Below are 16,307 nucleotides of genomic sequence, written 5' to 3' on the forward strand. Positions count from 1 at the left end.
GAAAAGGGCTCTGGCTGGCGCCTCGGACCGCTTCGCTGAGCAGACCTCAACGTGACGTTGAATACCACTGGGCAGGGGTGCTGAACCGCTTCTGGTCGGCGTCGGTCCCTTACCTGAGGTGGCCTTTCGCTGCCACCACCTATTCCGACCACGGGGGCACCTGCACCCCGCGGCTTTAACCGTGAGGTCCGCCATGAACGCCACCCCCGCGCGCCAGGTTCAGCCCCTGGCCGAACCCGAGTCCCATACCATCGCCCTGACCCTCAACGGCAAGCAGTTGCAGCTGGCCGTCGAGCCCTGGACCACCCTGCTCGATCTCCTGCGCGATCACCTCGACCTGACCGGCACCAAGAAGGGCTGCGATCACGGCCAATGCGGCGCCTGCACGGTGCTGGTCAACGGTACCCGCATCAATAGCTGCCTGGCCCTGGCGGTCATGCAGGATGGCGCCGAGGTCACCACCATCGAAGGCTTGGCCCAGGGCGACCAGCTGCACCCCATGCAGGAGGCCTTCGTCGCCGAAGACGCCTTCCAATGTGGCTATTGCACCCCTGGCCAGATCTGTTCGGCCATCGGCATGCTCAAGGAAGGCCATGCCCAGAGTGAGGCCGAGGTAGCCGAGCAGATGAGCGGTAACCTCTGCCGTTGCGGCGCCTATCGCAACATCCGCGCCGCCATCGAACGAGCGCGCCCGGCCTGCCAGCAAGGGGAGGGCCGCGAATGAACCGCTTCGGTTATGCCAAGCCCAACGCCGTGCCCGACGCCATCCGCCAGCATGGGCCCCAGACCCATTTCATCGCCGGGGGTACCAACCTGCTGGACCTGATGAAGGAAAACGTCGAGCGTCCCACGCAGCTGATCGACGTCAACGGCCTGCCCTTGCGTGAGGTCGAGGCAACCCCCGAAGGTGGCCTGCGCATCGGCGCCCTGGTCAAGAATGCCGAGGTGGCCTACCACCCCGAGGTGCAGCGTCGTTACCCACTGCTGGCCAAGGCCATCCTCGCCGGCGCCTCACCGCAGCTGCGCAACATGGCCTCCACCGGTGGCAACCTCTTGCAGCGCACCCGCTGCTACTACTTCTATGACGTAGGCACGCCCTGCAACAAGCGCGAGCCGGGCTCCGGCTGCGGCGCCCGCGAGGGGCAGAATCGCATCCATGCCATCCTGGGCCACAGCGAGCAGTGCATCGCCACTCACCCCTCGGACATGTGCGTGGCCCTGGCCGCCCTACAGGCCAAGGTCGAGGTAAGCGGGCCCCAGGGTGATCGCGTCATCGACTTCGCCGATTTCCACCGCCTGCCCGGCGACACCCCGGAGCGCGACACCAACCTTGAGGCCGACGAACTCATCACCGCCGTGACCCTGCCGGCGGAAAGCCTGGCTGCCCACAGCGCCTACCTGAAGATTCGCGACCGCGCCTCCTATGCCTTCGCCCTGGTCTCGGTGGCGGCAGCCCTGGAACTGGACGGCGAGCGCATCAAGCAGGTGCGTGTCGCCCTGGGTGGCGTGGCCCATAAGCCCTGGCGCCTGCCGGAGGCCGAGCAGGCTCTGGTTGGCCAGGTCGCGGACAAGGCAGCCTTCGGTCAACTGGCCGATCGCCTGCTGCAAGGCGCCGAAGGCTTCGCCCACAACAGCTTCAAGATCGAACTGGCCCGGCGCGCCATCGTCCGCGCCCTTACCGAAGCCGCCGGAGGTACCCTGCAATGACCGTCGTCCATCTGCAAAAAGCCGTTCCCCGCGTCGATGGTCCGCTCAAGGTCACCGGTAAGGCCCTCTATGCCGGCGAATTCAGCGTGCCGGATCTGGCCTTTGGCTTCGTGGTCAACGCCACCATCACCAAGGGGCGTTTGCTCGATCTGGATGTCAGCGAAGCCCTGGCCCAGCCGGGTGTCGTCGAGGTGCTCAGCCACCTCAATCGACCCAAGATGGCCAGCTATGACGAAAGCTACACCGACATGGACGCGGCCGATGGCAAGCCCTTTCGGCCGCTGTACAACGACCGCATCCTCTACAGTGGCCAGCCCATCGCGTTGGTAGTGGCTGACACCTTCGAGGCCGCGCGCCACGCCGCCTCGCTGATCCGTGCCCAATACAGCGAAGAGGAGCACGCCACCGACCTGGCCCAGGCCCGCGATCAGGCCCACGAAGCGCCCATGGAACTGCCGGAAAATCGTGGTAACGCCCCGGCAGCCTGGGCCGCGGCGCCCACTCGTATCGAAGCCGAATACCACTCCGCGGCGGAATTCCATAACCCCATGGAGATGCACGCCTCGACGGTCATCTACCACAAGGACGGCAAGCTGACGGTGCACGACAAGACCCAGGGCGTGCAGAACAGCGCCCAGTTCGTCAGCAGCATCTTCGGTCTGGGCGAAGGCGACGTGAAGGTCATCTCGCCCTTCGTCGGCGGCGCCTTCGGCTCCGGCCTGCGTCCGCAGTACCAGCTGGTCCTGGCGACCATGGCCGCCTTGCAGCTCAAGCGCTCGGTACGGGTCACCCTGACGCGCCAGCAGATGTTCACCTTCGGCTATCGCCCCGAGACCTATCAGCAGGTCAAGCTGGCCTGCGACAGCGACGGCAAGCTGCAGGCCATCGACCACAGCGCCCTGGGCATCACCTCGCGCTTCGAAGACTTCACCGAGATGGTGCTGGTCTGGTCGGCGTCGCTCTATGCCTGCCCCAACGTCAAGCTGGCCTACCAGCTGGCTGCGCTGGACGTCTACACTCCGCTGGACATGCGCGCACCGGGCGCCGTACTGGGCGTCTATGCGCTGGAAAGTGCCATGGACGAACTGGCCTATGCCGCCGACATCGATCCGCTGGAGCTGCGTATTCGCAACTTCACCGATGTCGATCCGGCCAAGGACAAACCCTACTCCAGCAAGGAACTGCTGGAATGCTATCGCCAGGCCGCCGAGCGTTTCGGCTGGGAGCAGCGCAGCATGGCGCCACGTTCCATGCGCGATGGCAATAAACTGGTTGGCTGGGGCATGGCGACCGGGGTCTGGGAGGCCATGCAGCAACCGGCCACGGCCAAGGCGGTGATGAACATCGACGGCAGCCTGGTAGTGGCCAGTGCCACGGCCGATATCGGCACCGGTACCTATACGGTGATGACCCAGATCGCCGCCGAAAACCTCGGGCTGCCGCTGGACAAGGTGACCTTCAAACTCGGTGATTCCACTCTGCCCAAGGCACCCCTCGAAGGCGGTTCCTTTACCGTGTCTTCGGTGGGCACCGCCGTGAAACTGGCCTGCGACCAGCTGCGTCAGCAACTGCTGGATGCGGCCAAGGAGATGGACGACTCGCCGCTGGCCAAGGCCGAACTGGAGCAGGTGGTATTCGCCGACGGCGGCATCAGTCTCAAGACCGATCCGGCCCAGCGCGTCGACTTCACCGCCATCCTCAAGGCGTCCGGTTCGGCGTCCATGGAGACCCTGGCCAGCGCCGAGCCGGCAGAAGAGCGCGACAACTACGCCACCGGTACCCACTCGGCGGTGTTCGTCGAGGTCAAGGTGGACGAGGACTTCGGCAGCGTTCAGGTCAGCCGCGTGGTCACGGCCGTAGCCGCAGGCCGTATCCTCAACCTCAAGACCGGCGAGAACCAAGTAGCCGGTGGCATCGTCTGGGGCATTGGCATGGGCCTGCAGGAAGAGGGGATGATGGACACCACCGAAGGCCGCTGGATGAATCACAGCCTCGCCGAGTACCACTTCCCGGTGCAGGCCGATGTTCATCAGCTGGACGTGATCTTCGTCGAGGAACACGACGAGATCGTCAATCCGCTGGGCGCCAAGGGCATCGGCGAGATCGGCATCGTCGGCGTAGCGCCGGCCATCGCCAACGCCATCTTCCACGCCACCGGCAAGCGGGTACGGGATCTGCCGATCACCCTGGACAAGGTCTTCGCCGACGAGCTGCTGCACTAGGCTCGGCTGTAGAGGGGTGGAGCATGACGAAGCCCAACGCTTTGCGGTCGAGTCCGCTGCGTTGGGCTTCGACGGTGGAGCCGTCTCAACCCAACCTACGGAGGCTGCCGTAGGTTGGCGCTGAGCGCAGCGAAGCCCAACAGGTCGTGCTGTGTCCATGCTGTTGCGCTTCGACGATGGGACCGTCTCAACCCAACCTACGGAGGCTACCGTAGGTTGGCGCTGAGCGCAGCGAAGCCCAACACCCAAGCTCCGGCAACGAAAAAGGCCCGCCTCCAAGAGACGGGCCTTTTTCAGGCAGTCAGTAAACCGCTATTCGATCACTCGGCGTGCGACGCGCCGTCATGTTCGATTTGCTCTTTGTACTCCAGGGCATCCGCTTCGCTCTGGTAGACACCGACCAATTCCCCTTCCTGTTTCACGTCCCACAGATGCATGCCCAGGCCACGGGCTTCGCGGGACATATGGTCTTCGTCACGTTCGGTTACGGTAATGGTCATGTTGTATCTCCTTGGTCGAGCCCGCACTACGGCAGGGCTTGAAGCCCATACTAGAGCGTTTCGCTTCAGGACCAAGGCGTATCTCGGCAACAAGTCGTTACAACTTCTGCGACAATCTGTCGCGTCCGAGGCTGTCTGGCGCACGGACACCATCTGCATTCGCTCATGCCGATGGTGTATCGACCTGAAGCTATAGACCTCGCAATCCTTCCTACGGCTGCCCCTTGCACACGGCCGCTGCCGTCTTTTTGATCGCGACCATGGGCCGCTCCTACTGACTCGTCGGCTTTGTAGGAGTGGCCCATGGCCGCGATAGAAGCTTATCGAAAGCCCGTAGGTCATCTGAGGGGGAAGGGCAACTCCCTCAAGCTGTTCGCACGCCCAGCACGTAAGGCACTATCGCACCCACCAGCGCGCCACAAAAGAAAACGCCCTCCGAAGAGGGCGTCATCATTGCGACCAGGATCAGTTGGCGCCTTTCACCGTGCGTCCGTTGACCGAGCCTTCCTTGAGGCTGGTCTGGTATTCCTTGCCGTCGCTCTCCTGCTGGTAGAGACGCACCAGCAGGTAGTCCCAATCCTTGGCGAACCACAGTTCGGTCTTGCGGCTGCTCTTGGTGGGATCACGCACGCGCTCCACCTTGATGGCATCGAACAGACCCAGAGGGGTGCGGATGCGCTCCGGACCGATGACGCGGAAGTCATAGGTGTCGATGCTGTCACCGTCGACGATCTGGTAGCTCATGCTCTTCTTGCCGTCGGCGACGTCCTGCTGCAGCTTGAGCTGGTAGGTCGACTTGTCCAGCAGACCACGATCCAGGGTCAGGCTGACCGGATCGTCCTTGTCCTTGCCGGTAACCTTCTTGGCGGCCCAGTCGAAGGTCAGTTCGCTCTCGCGGCTCTTGCCCAATCCGCTGCGCTTGTACTGGTAGGTATCAGGCAGGAAGGCTTCGCCCTCGCGGCGGAAGGTGCTGGACTCATTGAGGCCGGCGACCAGCATGGAGGCTTCGAACTTCAGCTCCCAGCGGCCATCGGCTTCTTTCTCCAGCGAGCGTTCGGCGGAGCCGCTGACCGGCATCTGCTTCCAGTCGGCGGTGTAGCTGGCCGTGAAGGGCTGCAGGTCGAAGGCGAAGGCCGAGGCACTGCAGAGGGTGGCCAATAGGAACAACAGACGTCGCATCAGTTTCTCCTTGGATCAGGAAAGGGAGGCCGCCACCGTCATCGACGGCAGCGTGGCCCCGGTAGGCGGCAGCGCCTGGCCATCGAGCTCGGCACCCAGGGTACCTAGCCGCAGACGACGTTCGGCGAACAACCGCACCGCCACAGGATAAAGGAGGTGCTCGGCGGCGTGTACCCGTGTCGCCAGGCTCTCCGCCGTATCTTCCGCCAGGACCGGCACCCGTGACTGCAGGACGACGGGACCGCCATCCAGTTCTTCGGTGACGAAGTGCACGCTGCAGCCATGCCAGGCATCTCCAGCGTCGAGGGCCCGTTGATGGGTATGCAGCCCCTTGTACTGCGGCAGCAGCGAGGGATGGATATTGAGCAGGCGGCCCTGGTAGCGCCGCACGAAGGTCGGCGTGAGGATGCGCATGAAGCCGGCCAGGACCACCAAGTCGGCGCCCTGGGCGTCGATGGCGGCCGCCAGGGCCGCATCGAAGCTATCGCGATCGCCATGCTCGCGGTGGTCGATCACCTGGGTGGCGATCCCCGCCTGACGAGCCCGCTCCAGGCCATAGGCCTCGGCGCGGTTGGCGATCACCGCCGCGATCCGCACGGGCGGCGTCGCGGCGTCGATCAGAGCTTGCAGGTTGCTGCCGTGGCCGGAGATGAGCACCACCACGGCGCAGTCGGCAGGGCTCATCCGTGCTGTTTCAGATTGTTCAGTACGACCTGGTCGGCGCCCTCGGCGGCCTGCTCGATACGGCCGATCACCCAGGGCTGCTCGCCCTCGGCACGCAGCACCTGCAGGGCGCCTTCTACCTGATCCTGGGCCACGCAGATGACCATGCCGACACCGCAGTTCAGTACACGGTGCATCTCGGTCTCATCGACGTTGCCCTGCTGCTGCAGCCAGTCGAACACCGCCGGACGCTGCCAGCTGGCCACGTCCACCACCGCCTGGGCACCCTCGGGCAGCACGCGCGGGATGTTGTCCAGCAGACCGCCGCCGGTGATGTGGGCCATGGCCTTGACCGCACCGGTCTCCTTGATCAGCTTGAGCAGCGGCTTCACATAGATGCGGGTGGGCGCCATCAGCAGTTCGGTCAGCGGCTGGCCGTCGAGCTGGATGTTCTCGATGTCGGCGCCGGCTACCTCGATGATCTTGCGGATCAGCGAATAGCCGTTGGAGTGCGGGCCGGAGGAGGGCAGGGCGATCAGGGCGTCGCCGGTGGCGACCTTGGAACCGTCGATGATCTCGGACTTTTCCACCACGCCAACGCAGAAGCCGGCCAGGTCGTAGTCTTCGCCTTCGTACATGCCGGGCATCTCGGCGGTCTCGCCACCCACGAGGGAGCAGCCAGCCTGTTCGCAACCGGTGCCGATGCCGGTCACCACCTGGGCGGCGACGTCGACATTGAGTTTGCCGGTGGCGTAGTAGTCGAGGAAGAACAGCGGTTCGGCACCGCAGACCACCAGGTCGTTGACGCACATGGCCACCAGGTCGATGCCGATGCTGTCGTGCTTGGCCAGGTTCATGGCCAGACGCAGCTTGGTGCCGACGCCGTCGGTGCCGGAGACCAGTACCGGCTGGCGATAGCCTGCCGGGATCTCGCACAGGGCACCAAAGCCCCCCAGGCCGCCCATGACTTCCGGGCGGGCGGTGCGCTTGGCGACGCCCTTGATGCGTTCTACCAGAGCCTCACCGGCGTCGATGTCTACACCGGCGTCCTTGTAGCTCAGCTGGGGTTGTTTGCTCATGAATCCTGGCCTTTGGCTAATGGCGAAACGAGCCGGCTGGCGCCAGCCGGCAATGAGGCGGGCGATTTTACCAGAAGCCGTGCCAAAGCACGCGGCCCGCCGCGGCCTCCGGTCCGGGCGGCGATGGCACCCGGCCAGCCCCCTGTGGTCTGAGCCTGACCGCCTGCGAATTCGCCGGCTCGGTGCCGGCCTGCTGCGGGCTTCTTCGCAGCCTGGGTTCCCGCACCCTTGCCCGCGGGTCAGGCGGCTTTTAAGGTATGCCCCTTGCCCTTTCTATGGAATCGCCATGCGCCGTCTCGTCCTTCCGTTGCTCGCTTCGCTGCTGGTCCTGAGTCCGCTCGCCCGCGCCGAGGTGGTGGACAACCTCTACCAGGTCCGCGAGCCGGTGGCCTCGCAACAACCGGACGAGCGCAATGCCGCCCTCAAGCGCGCCCTGCAGGTGCTGGCCGGACGCCTGACCGGTAATCCCCAAGCTGGCCAGACCCCGGGTCTGGCCAGTGCCCTGGCGGCGCCCGAATCCCTGATCAGCCAGTACAGCTATGACGCCGGTCCGCCGGAGGTGCTGGTGGCCAACTTTGACCCGGCCGCCACCGAGCGCGCCCTGGGCCAGGCGGGTCTGTCGGTGTGGGGCGCCAATCGTCCGGTGGTGATGATCTGGTGGCTCAACGACGCCGACAGCGGGGCGACCCTGCTGGGTGACGGCCAACCCGCCAGCACCGGTGTGCAGCGCGGTGCCCAGCGCGCCGGCCTGCCGATTCGCCTGCCGCTGGCCGATCTCAACGAACAGCTGGCTGGCACCGCCGCCAACATCGACGCCAACGATCCGACCGCCTTGCGCCAGGCCTCCGAGCGCTATGGCGCCAATGCACTGCTGGCGGTACATGCCAAGCCCCAGGGTAATGGCTGGCAGGCCCAGTGGCGCCTGTGGAACAACGGCGCTGCCGAGCAGGGCAGCAGCCAGGCAGCCGACCAGGACGCCCTGGCCGCAGCCGTCCTGCAGGACGTCGCCGGGCGCCTGTCGAAGAAGTTCGTCTCCCGCCCTGGCACCACCCAGCCGCTGACCCTGGTCGCCGACAACTCCAACTTCGAGCGCTATGCCCAGCTGCAGAAGGTCCTGGAGCCCCTGTCGAGCCGCCTGGTGAAAGTCGAGGGTACCCAGCTGACCTATGACTTGACGGGCAATCCCGACCAGCTCCAGGCACAGCTTGGCCTGGCCGGTCTGCAGCCGACTTCCGCGCCGGCCGCCCCCGCGTCCCCCGCACCGGCGACGCCGGGTGCTCCGGTGGACGCCACCGTCACGCCGACCGCTCCGGCAGCCCAGCCAGCCCCGTCCGCCCAACCGGCGCGTACCACCCTGTATTTCCGTTGGCCGTGAGGGTAGACGGCCAACACTGAAGCGGCTGCTGCGAGGGGGCCAGGATTTGGTTAGACTTGGCGCCCTCGCGAAACTGCCAAGAGCCGTTCGAGCTGGCATGATGCCTTTACAGCTGCCCCTGGGTATTCGTCTGCGTGACGACGCCACCTTCGTCAATTACTACCCTGGCGCCAATGCTGCGGCGCTCGGCTATGTCGAGCGTCTCTGCGACGCCGATGCCGGCTGGACGGAAAGTCTGATCTATCTATGGGGCGGCGCGGGTGCCGGCCGCAGTCATCTGATGCAGGCGGCCTGTCACCGCCTGGAAGAGCTGGGCGAGCGGGCCATCTACCTGCCCATGGGTGAACTGGCCGACTATGGCGTGGAGTTGTTCGACAACCTCGAACAGTGCGAGCTGGTCTGCCTCGACGATCTCGATGCACTGGCCGGTCAACGGCGCTGGGAAGAGGCGCTCTTCCATCTGTTCAACCGTCTGCGCGATGCCGGCAAACGCCTGCTCATCTCCAGTACCGCATCGCCGCGGCAACTGCCGGTACAGCTGGCCGATCTCAAGTCACGTCTGACCCTGGCACTGGTCTTCCAGCTGCGACCCCTGTCCGACGAAGACAAGCTGCGCGCCTTGCAGCTGCGCGCCTCTCGTCGCGGCCTGCACCTGACCGACGAGGTCGGCCGCTTCATCCTCTCGCGCAACACCCGCAGCATGGACGCCCTGTTCGACATGCTCGAACGTCTGGATCAGGCCTCGCTGCAGGCGCGGCGCAAGCTCACCATTCCCTTCGTCAAGGAAATCATGGGCTGGTAGCCGTGCCGGCTACCGCTACTTTTGCAGGCGTCCCGCCAGGGTCGCCAGGCGCTTGCCCAGGGCCCGGCACAGCGCCGTTTCCTGCTCGTCCAGCGCGCGCTTGCCATCGGCACCGGCGAAATGGCTTGGACCGTAGGGCGTGCCGCCGCCCTTGGTTTCCAGCAGGGCACTCTCGCTGTAGGGCAGGCCGGTGATGAGCATGCCATGGTGCAGCAGCGGCAGGGCCATGGACAGCAGGGTGCTCTCCTGGCCGCCATGCAGGCTGGCCGTGGAAGTGAAGACCCCCGCAGGCTTGTCCACCAGGGCGCCGGTCAGCCAGAGGCTGTTGGTGCCATCCAGGAAGTACTTCATGGCGGCGGCCATGTTGCCGTAGCGCGTCGGGCTGCCCAGGGCGAGCGCCGCGCAGTCGCGCAGATCATCGAGGGTCGCGTAGACCGCGCCCTGCTCGGGTACCGCCGGGGCGACGGCGGCGCACTCGGCGGACACCGCCGGCACGGTACGCAGGCGTGCGGCCATGCCACCCATTTCCACCCCGCGAGCGACCTGTCGCGCCATCTCGGCAGTGGCGCCATGCCGGCTGTAGTAGAGCACCAGAACATAGGCTTCGGGGGTCATTGCAGGATCTCCAGGACACGCTCGGGGGGACGACCGACGACGGCGCGGTCGCCGCGTATGGCGATGGGTCTTTCGATCAGCTTGGGGTGGGCGGCCATGGCGGCGACCAGGGCGTCGTCGTCCAGCGCCGGGTCGGCGAGGTTCAGCTCGCGATAGGCATCCTCGCCGGTCCGTAGCAGCTGGCGCGCGCTCAGGCCCAGCTTGGCAAGCAGTCCGCGTAACTCGGCGGCGTCCGGCGGCGTCTCCAGGTAGGGCACCACGGATACGGCTAGCTCGCGGCTTTGCAGGAGGTCCAGCGCTGCGCGCGATTTCGAGCAGCGCGGATTGTGATAGAGGACGATTTCACTCATGGGCTGATCCATAGAAGGTAAGATGCCCATTGTAGCGGGTTGGCGAGGACTGCCGCGCCAGCCCTTGACCGTGCCTTTCGAGGAACCGCCAATGCCGGCCCGCTTGCGTGAACTGCTGTCCTTCGTTCGCTACCTCGCCGACCGCTTCATCGAAGACCGCGCGCCCAACAATGCCGCGGCTCTGACCTACACCACGCTGTTCGCCGTGGTCCCGGTGATGACCGTGACCTTCGCCATGCTCTCGGCGATTCCGGCCTTCCAGGGCACCGAAGTCCAGATCCAGGCCTTCATCTTCCGCAATTTCGTGCCCTCCACCGGGGCGACCCTGGAAGAATACCTGCGCAACTTCATCGAGCAGGCGCGGCACCTGACCTGGCTGGGCGTGGCCCTGCTGGCGGTGACGTCCTTCTTCATGCTGGTGACGGTGGAAAAGACCTTCAACGACATTTGGCGCGTACGTATCCCCCGGCGCGGGGTCTCCAGCTTCCTGCTCTACTGGGCGGTGCTCAGCCTGGGCCCCCTGCTGCTGGGCGCCGGCTTCGCCATGAGCACCTATCTGGCCTCGGTGGCCCTGGTCTTTGGCTCCTACGGGATGTCCGGCGCCCAGGTGCTGCTCAAGGTTACGCCACTGCTGTTCAGCATTGCCGCCTTCACCCTGATGTACGCGGCCGTGCCCAATACCCGGGTACCCCTACGCCACGCGCTGATCGGCGGTGCCCTGACCGGGGTGCTGTTCGAGGCGGCCAAGAGCCTGTTCGGTCTCTATGTCTTCTATTTCCCCGGCTACCAGCTGATCTATGGTGCCTTCGCCACGGTGCCGCTGTTCCTGGTCTGGATCTATGTCTGCTGGCTGATCGTGTTGCTGGGGGCGGAGGTGGTGTGCAGCCTGTCCACCACCCATCATTGGCGGCGCGCGCCGCTGCCGGCGTTCTTCATCCTGCTCGCCGTACTGCGGGCCTTTCTGGAGCGGCAGCAAAGCGGTTCCAGTCTGCACCTGGGGCGGTTGCACCAGGCCGGCTGGAAGCTGCCGGAGCACGAATGGCACGCAGTGCTGGCGTTCCTGCAACAGGAGCGTCTGGTCTGCCAGAACGACAGCGGCCACTGGGTGCTCTGCCGCGATCTGCATGGCTATGCGCTACTGGACCTGCTGGATCGCGCGCCCTGGGCGCCTCCCGCACCGGACTGCTGGCCGCCCGCCGAACGTTTTCCCGGTGACTGGTATCCGCAGCTGCGGGAAGCCTTCGCGCGGCTGCAGGCACAGCGTCATGAACTGCTCGCCGGCAGCGTGGCCCACTGGCTCAAGGTCGCGCCGGTGCTGGAAGAAAGGGGCGCCCAATGATGAGAGACGGAGCGGCGCGTCACGGCCTGATCAGTGGCCGCGTACAGGGCGTCTACTACCGCGAGAGCACGCGGCAGGAGGCGCAGCGCCTGGGCGTCACCGGCTGGGTGCGAAATCTGGCGGATGGCCGGGTGGAGTGCCACCTGGAGGGTTCGGTCGAGGCACTGGCCCAGCTGGAACGCTGGCTCTGGCAGGGGCCGGCAGCGGCCCGGGTGACCGAGGTGGTGCTGGAGGAGGTGGCCTGTGAAGGCTTCACCGACTTCCAGGTCAGGCGCACGGACGCCTGACCTGAAGCGGTAGTCCTCAGCGGGCCTTGAGGAAGTCGACGATCTCGGCCAGGGCGATGTTCTGGCTGTCGCTGTCGGTACGGCCCTTGTATTCGACCAGACCTTCATTGAGGCCGCGCTCACCGACCACCAGGCGATGGGGAATGCCGATCAGCTCCATGTCGGCGAACTTCACACCGGGGCTGGTCTTCTTGTCACGGTCGTCCAGCAGCACATCGAAGCCAGCGGCCTTCAGTTCGGCATAGAGGCGATCGGTCGCTTCCTTCACCGCGGCGTTCTCGTACTTCATCGGCACCAGGGCGATCTGGAAGGGCGCCAGCGCGGCCGGCCAGCGGATGCCACGCTCGTCGTGGTTCTGCTCGATGGCGGCGGCGACCACGCGGGACACGCCAATACCGTAGCAGCCCATGGCCAGGACGGCGGGTTTGCCTTCTTCGCCCAGTACCGACAACTTCATGGCCTCGCTGTACTTGGTGCCCAGCTGGAAGATGTGGCCCACTTCGATGCCACGCTTGATCACCAGGGTGCCCTGGCCGTCCGGGCTCGGATCGCCGGCCACCACGTTGCGCAGGTCGGCGACCTGGGGCAGCGGCAGATCGCGCTCCCAGTTGACGCCGAAGTAGTGCTTGTCTTCCTGGTTGGCGCCGATGCCGAAGTCGCTCATCAGGGCGACCGAGCGATCGATGATGCAGGGAATCGACAGATTCATCGGGCCCAGGGAGCCGGGACTGGCGCCAATGGCGGCACGGATCTCGGGTTCGGTGGCGAACACCAGGGGGCTGGCGACCTCCGGCAGGTTGGCTGCCTTGATTTCATTGAGTTCGTGATCGCCACGCACCACCAGGGCGACCAGCTTGCCTTCTTCGGCGCCGCGAACCACCAGGGTCTTCACGGTCTTCTCGATGGCCAGACCGAATTTCTCCACCAGATCGGCGATGGTCTTGGTGTCGGGGGTGTCTACCAGACGCAGCTCCTCGGTGGCGGCGCCGCGCGCGGTTTCCCGCGGCAGGGCCTCGGCCTTCTCGATGTTGGCGGCGTAGTCGGAGCTGTCGCTGAAGGCGATGTCGTCTTCACCAGAGCCGGCCAGCACATGGAATTCGTGGGAACCACTGCCACCGATGGAGCCGTTGTCGGCCTGCACCGGGCGGAAATTCAGGCCCAGGCGGCTGAAGACATTGCAGTACGCCTGGTACATGGCGTCATAGGTTTGCTGCAGCGACGCCTGGTTCAGGTGGAAGGAGTAGGCATCCTTCATCACGAACTCGCGACCACGCATCAGGCCGAAGCGCGGACGAATCTCGTCACGGAACTTGGTCTGGATCTGATAGAGATTGATTGGCAGCTGCTTGTAGCTGTTCAGCTCGTTGCGCATCAGGTCAGTAATGACTTCCTCGTGGGTTGGGCCCACGCAGAAATCACGCTGATGGCGATCCTTCAGGCGCAGCAGTTCGGGGCCGTACTGCTCCCAGCGACCGGATTCCTGCCACAGCTCGGCGGGCTGGATCGCCGGCATCAGCACCTCCAGGGCGCCGGTGGCGTTCATTTCCTCGCGCACCACGGCCTCCACCTTGCGCAGCACGCGCAGGCCCAGCGGCAGCCAGGTATAGAGACCGGAGGCCAGCTTGCGGATCATGCCGGCGCGCAGCAGCAGCTGGTGGCTGATCACCACGGCATCGGAAGGGGTTTCTTTGAGGGTGGACAGCAGGAACTGACTGGTACGCATGGCTAGGCGGTCTGTCGGCATCGAGACGGGACCGGCATTGTACGGTGGGGTGGGGCAGGGCGTACAGGGACGCGGGCAGAGCCGACCAGAAGCCGGAAAAGAACAGCCCGGCGAAGGCCGGGCTGCTGGATCGTGCGAGAAGCGCTGGCCTCTATCAGAGGATGTTCAGCGGGTACTCGGTGATCAGGCGGAACTCGTTGACGGTGCCGCCGGTGCTGGCGTCGCCACGGTGCCAGGCTTGACGGACACGGAAGGACAGGTCCTTGGCCGGGCCGCTTTGCAGGACGTATTTGGCTTCGACGTTGGTCTCGCGCTCTTTGTCGCCATCCTGATACAGGCCAGCGTAGGCGGTGCCGCCCTTGGGTGCGTCGATATCATGGCCGTAGATGTAACGGGCCATGAAGCTCAGGCCGGGTACGCCCAGGGTGGCCATGTTCAGGTCGTAGCGAGCCTGCCAGGACTTCTCGCCAGAGGCGTTGAAGTCGGAGTACTGGATGGAGTTGGCCAGGAAGATACTGTCGCCGCCATTACCGGTATTGCCATTTCTGCCACCTACGCCGACGTAGTCGAATGGCGCATCGCTGCTCACGCCTTGGTAGGCCAGGGTGAAGGTGTGGGCGTCGACGCTGTAGGCGGCGGCCAGCGAGTAGGCGTTGTTACTGAAGTCGCCCAGCTTGGCGCTGCCGGCATCCTTGGTGTAGTAGTAGTTGAAATCGAAGGTCAGCGCCTGGTTGGCACTCAGCGGCTGCACAAAGTTGACGTTGGCGTAGTACTGGTTCCACAGATCTTCCATGCGGCCGTAATACAGCGACGCATTCAGCTGATCGTTGATCTTGTATTTGCCGCCCACGTAATCAGCTGAGCTGGACGTGAAGCCGGAGGCATACGTCGAACCCAGATTTCCGTCATGGTAGGTGTTGGTGCGGTCACGCGCAGCGGTGATGTGGCCAGCTTCAAGGAACAGGTTGTCGATTTCTTCGCTGGTCAGCATGAAGCCGGTGGCGGTCTGCGGGAACAGGCGGCTGCCACCCACGGCGAAGACCGGGGAAGTGGGCTGCACGTTGCCGTACTTCAGGACGGTGTTGGAGATGCGCAGCTTGACCGCGGCGCCAGCGGTGGAGTACTCGTCCTTGTTGCGACCGTCGCTGTCGATCTGCAGGTTGCCGGAACCAACGTGGCCGCGGCCGCCGTCCAGTTTCAGACCCAGGTAGCCAAAGGCGTCCACACCGACACCCACGGTGCCTTGGGTGAAGCCCGATGCGTAGTTCAGCAGGAAGCCATGGCTCCAGTCTCTACGATCGTTGGCGCCGTTCTTGAGGTCCCGGTTGAAGTAGTAGTTGCGGTTCAACAGGGTCAGCTTGCTGTCTTCGACAAAGCCCTTGGACTCGGACTGCTGGTCGGCGAAAGCCAGTTGAGTGGTCCCTGCGGCTACTGCCAGGGCGAGAATGCTCCACTTCATCGCTTGCATCAGAAATGCTCCTTTGGGTTGAAAGTCAGCCATCGTGTCAGCCGTGGCTGTTTGTTCTAATAGCGGCACATATAGCACCTCTCTTGGAGAGGCGATAGGTTTCATCAAAATTTTGTGTGTGATGAGCGGATTAGCCAAGACTCTTAAGAAATCTCTTTAAGAGTTCCCCTCTGATCGTCGTACCCGGATCGTGATAGCAAAAAGCATGCACAAATCTTAAATTCCAGTGCCCGCCTGTCTTTCGCGGGCCCATTCCCTGGGCCCTGGGCAGTTTCCAGAGCGCTGATTGCACCTTTGTGACACCAAAGGTTTCACTTACCCGAGGTCATGCACACTTTTAGTGCTGACCGGTGTTAGCAGGAGATGAGATGTTCCAAATCGACTCACGGTTGGCCGGCGACACCCTGGAGGTGGCGTCCTTGACGCTTTGCCAGGTGCTGTTGCTGAACGATCAACGCTATGACTGGCTGGTTCTGGTACCGCGACGTGAAAGTGTTACCGAGGTGCTCGATCTGTCACCGCTGGACCAGGCGCAACTGTGGCGAGAAGTGACACTTGTCGCTGGGGTGTTGCGTGAGGCGCAGCCGGATTGCAAATTGAACATTGGTGCCCTGGGTAACATTGTCCGGCAACTTCATCTGCATATCCTACTGCGGCGGGAAGGTGATCCCGCCTGGCCTGGCCCGGTTTGGGGGCATTCGCCTCGCGAGCCCTACAGCGAAGAAGCCGGACAGGCGGTCGTTGCCCGCTGGCGGGCGCAGTTGGAGCAGGAGGTACAGGCATGACCCTCGAAGAACGTATCGCCGATCTGGAAATGCGCCAGGCGTTTCAGGACGACACCATCCAGACCCTCAATGACATCATCGTCGAGCAGCAACGCGCCCTGGATCGCTGTGCGGCGCAGATCCGCCTGCTGGCCGAGCGCCAGGCCGAGTTGCAAAGCGGCGGTGGCGGGGGGATGCCGGACGAGGCGCCGCCGCCCCACTATTGAGATCCGT

Annotated in this window: 17 protein-coding genes; 9 read left to right on the forward strand and 8 right to left on the reverse strand. The window is 64.6% G+C overall.

Annotated features, from left to right (window positions below; all coding sequences use genetic code 11):
* Positions 1 to 193 precede the first annotated feature (193 nt).
* The 3 genes from ACUCV0_RS01855 to ACUCV0_RS01865 are packed head-to-tail and all read left to right on the forward strand — an operon-like array spanning position 194 to position 3,929.
* Positions 194 to 724 (forward strand): (2Fe-2S)-binding protein, encoded by a 531-nt coding sequence (locus ACUCV0_RS01855; RefSeq protein WP_059314142.1) that lies wholly within the window; start codon positions 194 to 196, stop codon positions 722 to 724.
* The gene (locus ACUCV0_RS01860) at positions 721 to 1,707 is read left to right on the forward strand and encodes an FAD binding domain-containing protein (RefSeq protein ID WP_059314143.1); all 987 of its coding nucleotides are present in this window, start codon (positions 721 to 723) and stop codon (positions 1,705 to 1,707) included. Before ACUCV0_RS01855 ends, ACUCV0_RS01860 begins: the two co-directional genes overlap by 4 nt.
* A complete protein-coding gene (locus ACUCV0_RS01865; protein ID WP_323149625.1) occupies positions 1,704 to 3,929 on the forward strand; it encodes a xanthine dehydrogenase family protein molybdopterin-binding subunit in 2,226 nt (741 codons plus the stop codon). Before ACUCV0_RS01860 ends, ACUCV0_RS01865 begins: the two co-directional genes overlap by 4 nt.
* A gap of 320 nt (positions 3,930 to 4,249) precedes the next feature.
* Here the strand turns inward: ACUCV0_RS01865 and ACUCV0_RS01870 are convergent, their stop codons facing one another.
* The 4 genes from ACUCV0_RS01870 to purM all read right to left on the reverse strand — a co-directional run bounded on the left by ACUCV0_RS01870 (position 4,250) and on the right by purM (position 7,350).
* A complete protein-coding gene (locus ACUCV0_RS01870; protein ID WP_017638952.1) occupies positions 4,250 to 4,429 on the reverse strand; it encodes a hypothetical protein in 180 nt (59 codons plus the stop codon).
* A 465-nt stretch (positions 4,430 to 4,894) separates the two neighbouring features.
* Entirely contained in the window at positions 4,895 to 5,608 is a 714-nt protein-coding gene (locus ACUCV0_RS01875) for a DUF3108 domain-containing protein (RefSeq protein WP_059314145.1), read from the reverse strand.
* 15 nt (positions 5,609 to 5,623) lie between these two features.
* Complete coding sequence (gene purN, locus ACUCV0_RS01880; RefSeq protein WP_454252673.1) at positions 5,624 to 6,292, reverse strand: phosphoribosylglycinamide formyltransferase; 669 nt, start codon at positions 6,290 to 6,292, stop codon at positions 5,624 to 5,626.
* A complete protein-coding gene (gene purM, locus ACUCV0_RS01885; RefSeq protein ID WP_059314147.1) occupies positions 6,289 to 7,350 on the reverse strand; it encodes a phosphoribosylformylglycinamidine cyclo-ligase in 1,062 nt (353 codons plus the stop codon). The genes purN and purM overlap by 4 nt, the downstream gene beginning before the upstream one ends.
* 286 nt (positions 7,351 to 7,636) lie before the next feature.
* Here purM and ACUCV0_RS01890 point away from each other — a divergent pair, with 286 nt between their 5' ends.
* Both ACUCV0_RS01890 and hda read left to right on the forward strand, forming a co-directional pair.
* On the forward strand, positions 7,637 to 8,725 hold the full coding sequence (locus ACUCV0_RS01890; RefSeq protein ID WP_454252674.1) for a DUF2066 domain-containing protein: 1,089 nt from the start codon (positions 7,637 to 7,639) through the stop codon (positions 8,723 to 8,725).
* Positions 8,726 to 8,822: 97 nt separating this feature from the next.
* A complete protein-coding gene (gene hda, locus ACUCV0_RS01895) occupies positions 8,823 to 9,527 on the forward strand; it encodes a DnaA regulatory inactivator Hda (RefSeq protein ID WP_017638945.1) in 705 nt (234 codons plus the stop codon).
* Between the two features lie 15 nt (positions 9,528 to 9,542).
* On the opposite strand, the gene wrbA is transcribed toward hda, so the two are convergent.
* Entirely contained in the window at positions 9,543 to 10,142 is a 600-nt protein-coding gene (gene wrbA / locus ACUCV0_RS01900; RefSeq protein ID WP_017638944.1) for an NAD(P)H:quinone oxidoreductase, read from the reverse strand.
* Entirely contained in the window at positions 10,139 to 10,492 is a 354-nt protein-coding gene (gene arsC, locus ACUCV0_RS01905) for an arsenate reductase (glutaredoxin) (protein ID WP_059314149.1), read from the reverse strand. The genes wrbA and arsC overlap by 4 nt, the downstream gene beginning before the upstream one ends.
* Before the next feature lie 91 nt (positions 10,493 to 10,583).
* On the opposite strand from arsC, the gene ACUCV0_RS01910 reads away from it, so the two are divergent.
* Both ACUCV0_RS01910 and ACUCV0_RS01915 read left to right on the forward strand, forming a co-directional pair.
* Positions 10,584 to 11,831: a YihY family inner membrane protein gene (locus ACUCV0_RS01910; protein ID WP_482211867.1), complete on the forward strand. Its 1,248-nt coding sequence runs from the start codon at positions 10,584 to 10,586 to the stop codon at positions 11,829 to 11,831.
* The gene (locus ACUCV0_RS01915) at positions 11,831 to 12,118 is read left to right on the forward strand and encodes an acylphosphatase (RefSeq protein WP_156428994.1); all 288 of its coding nucleotides are present in this window, start codon (positions 11,831 to 11,833) and stop codon (positions 12,116 to 12,118) included. The genes ACUCV0_RS01910 and ACUCV0_RS01915 overlap by 1 nt, the downstream gene beginning before the upstream one ends.
* A 16-nt stretch (positions 12,119 to 12,134) precedes the next feature.
* Here ACUCV0_RS01915 and ACUCV0_RS01920 read toward each other — a convergent pair whose 3' ends face one another.
* Together ACUCV0_RS01920 and ACUCV0_RS01925 are read right to left on the reverse strand one after the other, a co-directional pair.
* Complete coding sequence (locus ACUCV0_RS01920) at positions 12,135 to 13,841, reverse strand: proline--tRNA ligase (RefSeq protein ID WP_482211868.1); 1,707 nt, start codon at positions 13,839 to 13,841, stop codon at positions 12,135 to 12,137.
* Positions 13,842 to 13,995: 154 nt separating this feature from the next.
* A complete protein-coding gene (locus ACUCV0_RS01925; protein WP_482211869.1) occupies positions 13,996 to 15,309 on the reverse strand; it encodes an OprD family porin in 1,314 nt (437 codons plus the stop codon).
* Between the two features lie 368 nt (positions 15,310 to 15,677).
* Between ACUCV0_RS01925 and ACUCV0_RS01930 the strand changes: the two genes are divergently transcribed.
* Together ACUCV0_RS01930 and ACUCV0_RS01935 are read left to right on the forward strand one after the other, a co-directional pair.
* Complete coding sequence (locus ACUCV0_RS01930; RefSeq protein ID WP_323148586.1) at positions 15,678 to 16,094, forward strand: HIT family protein; 417 nt, start codon at positions 15,678 to 15,680, stop codon at positions 16,092 to 16,094.
* A complete protein-coding gene (locus ACUCV0_RS01935; protein WP_059314155.1) occupies positions 16,091 to 16,300 on the forward strand; it encodes a SlyX family protein in 210 nt (69 codons plus the stop codon). The genes ACUCV0_RS01930 and ACUCV0_RS01935 overlap by 4 nt, the downstream gene beginning before the upstream one ends.
* Positions 16,301 to 16,307 lie beyond the last annotated feature (7 nt).

The organism is Pseudomonas sp. VMV1 (assembly GCF_056790235.1).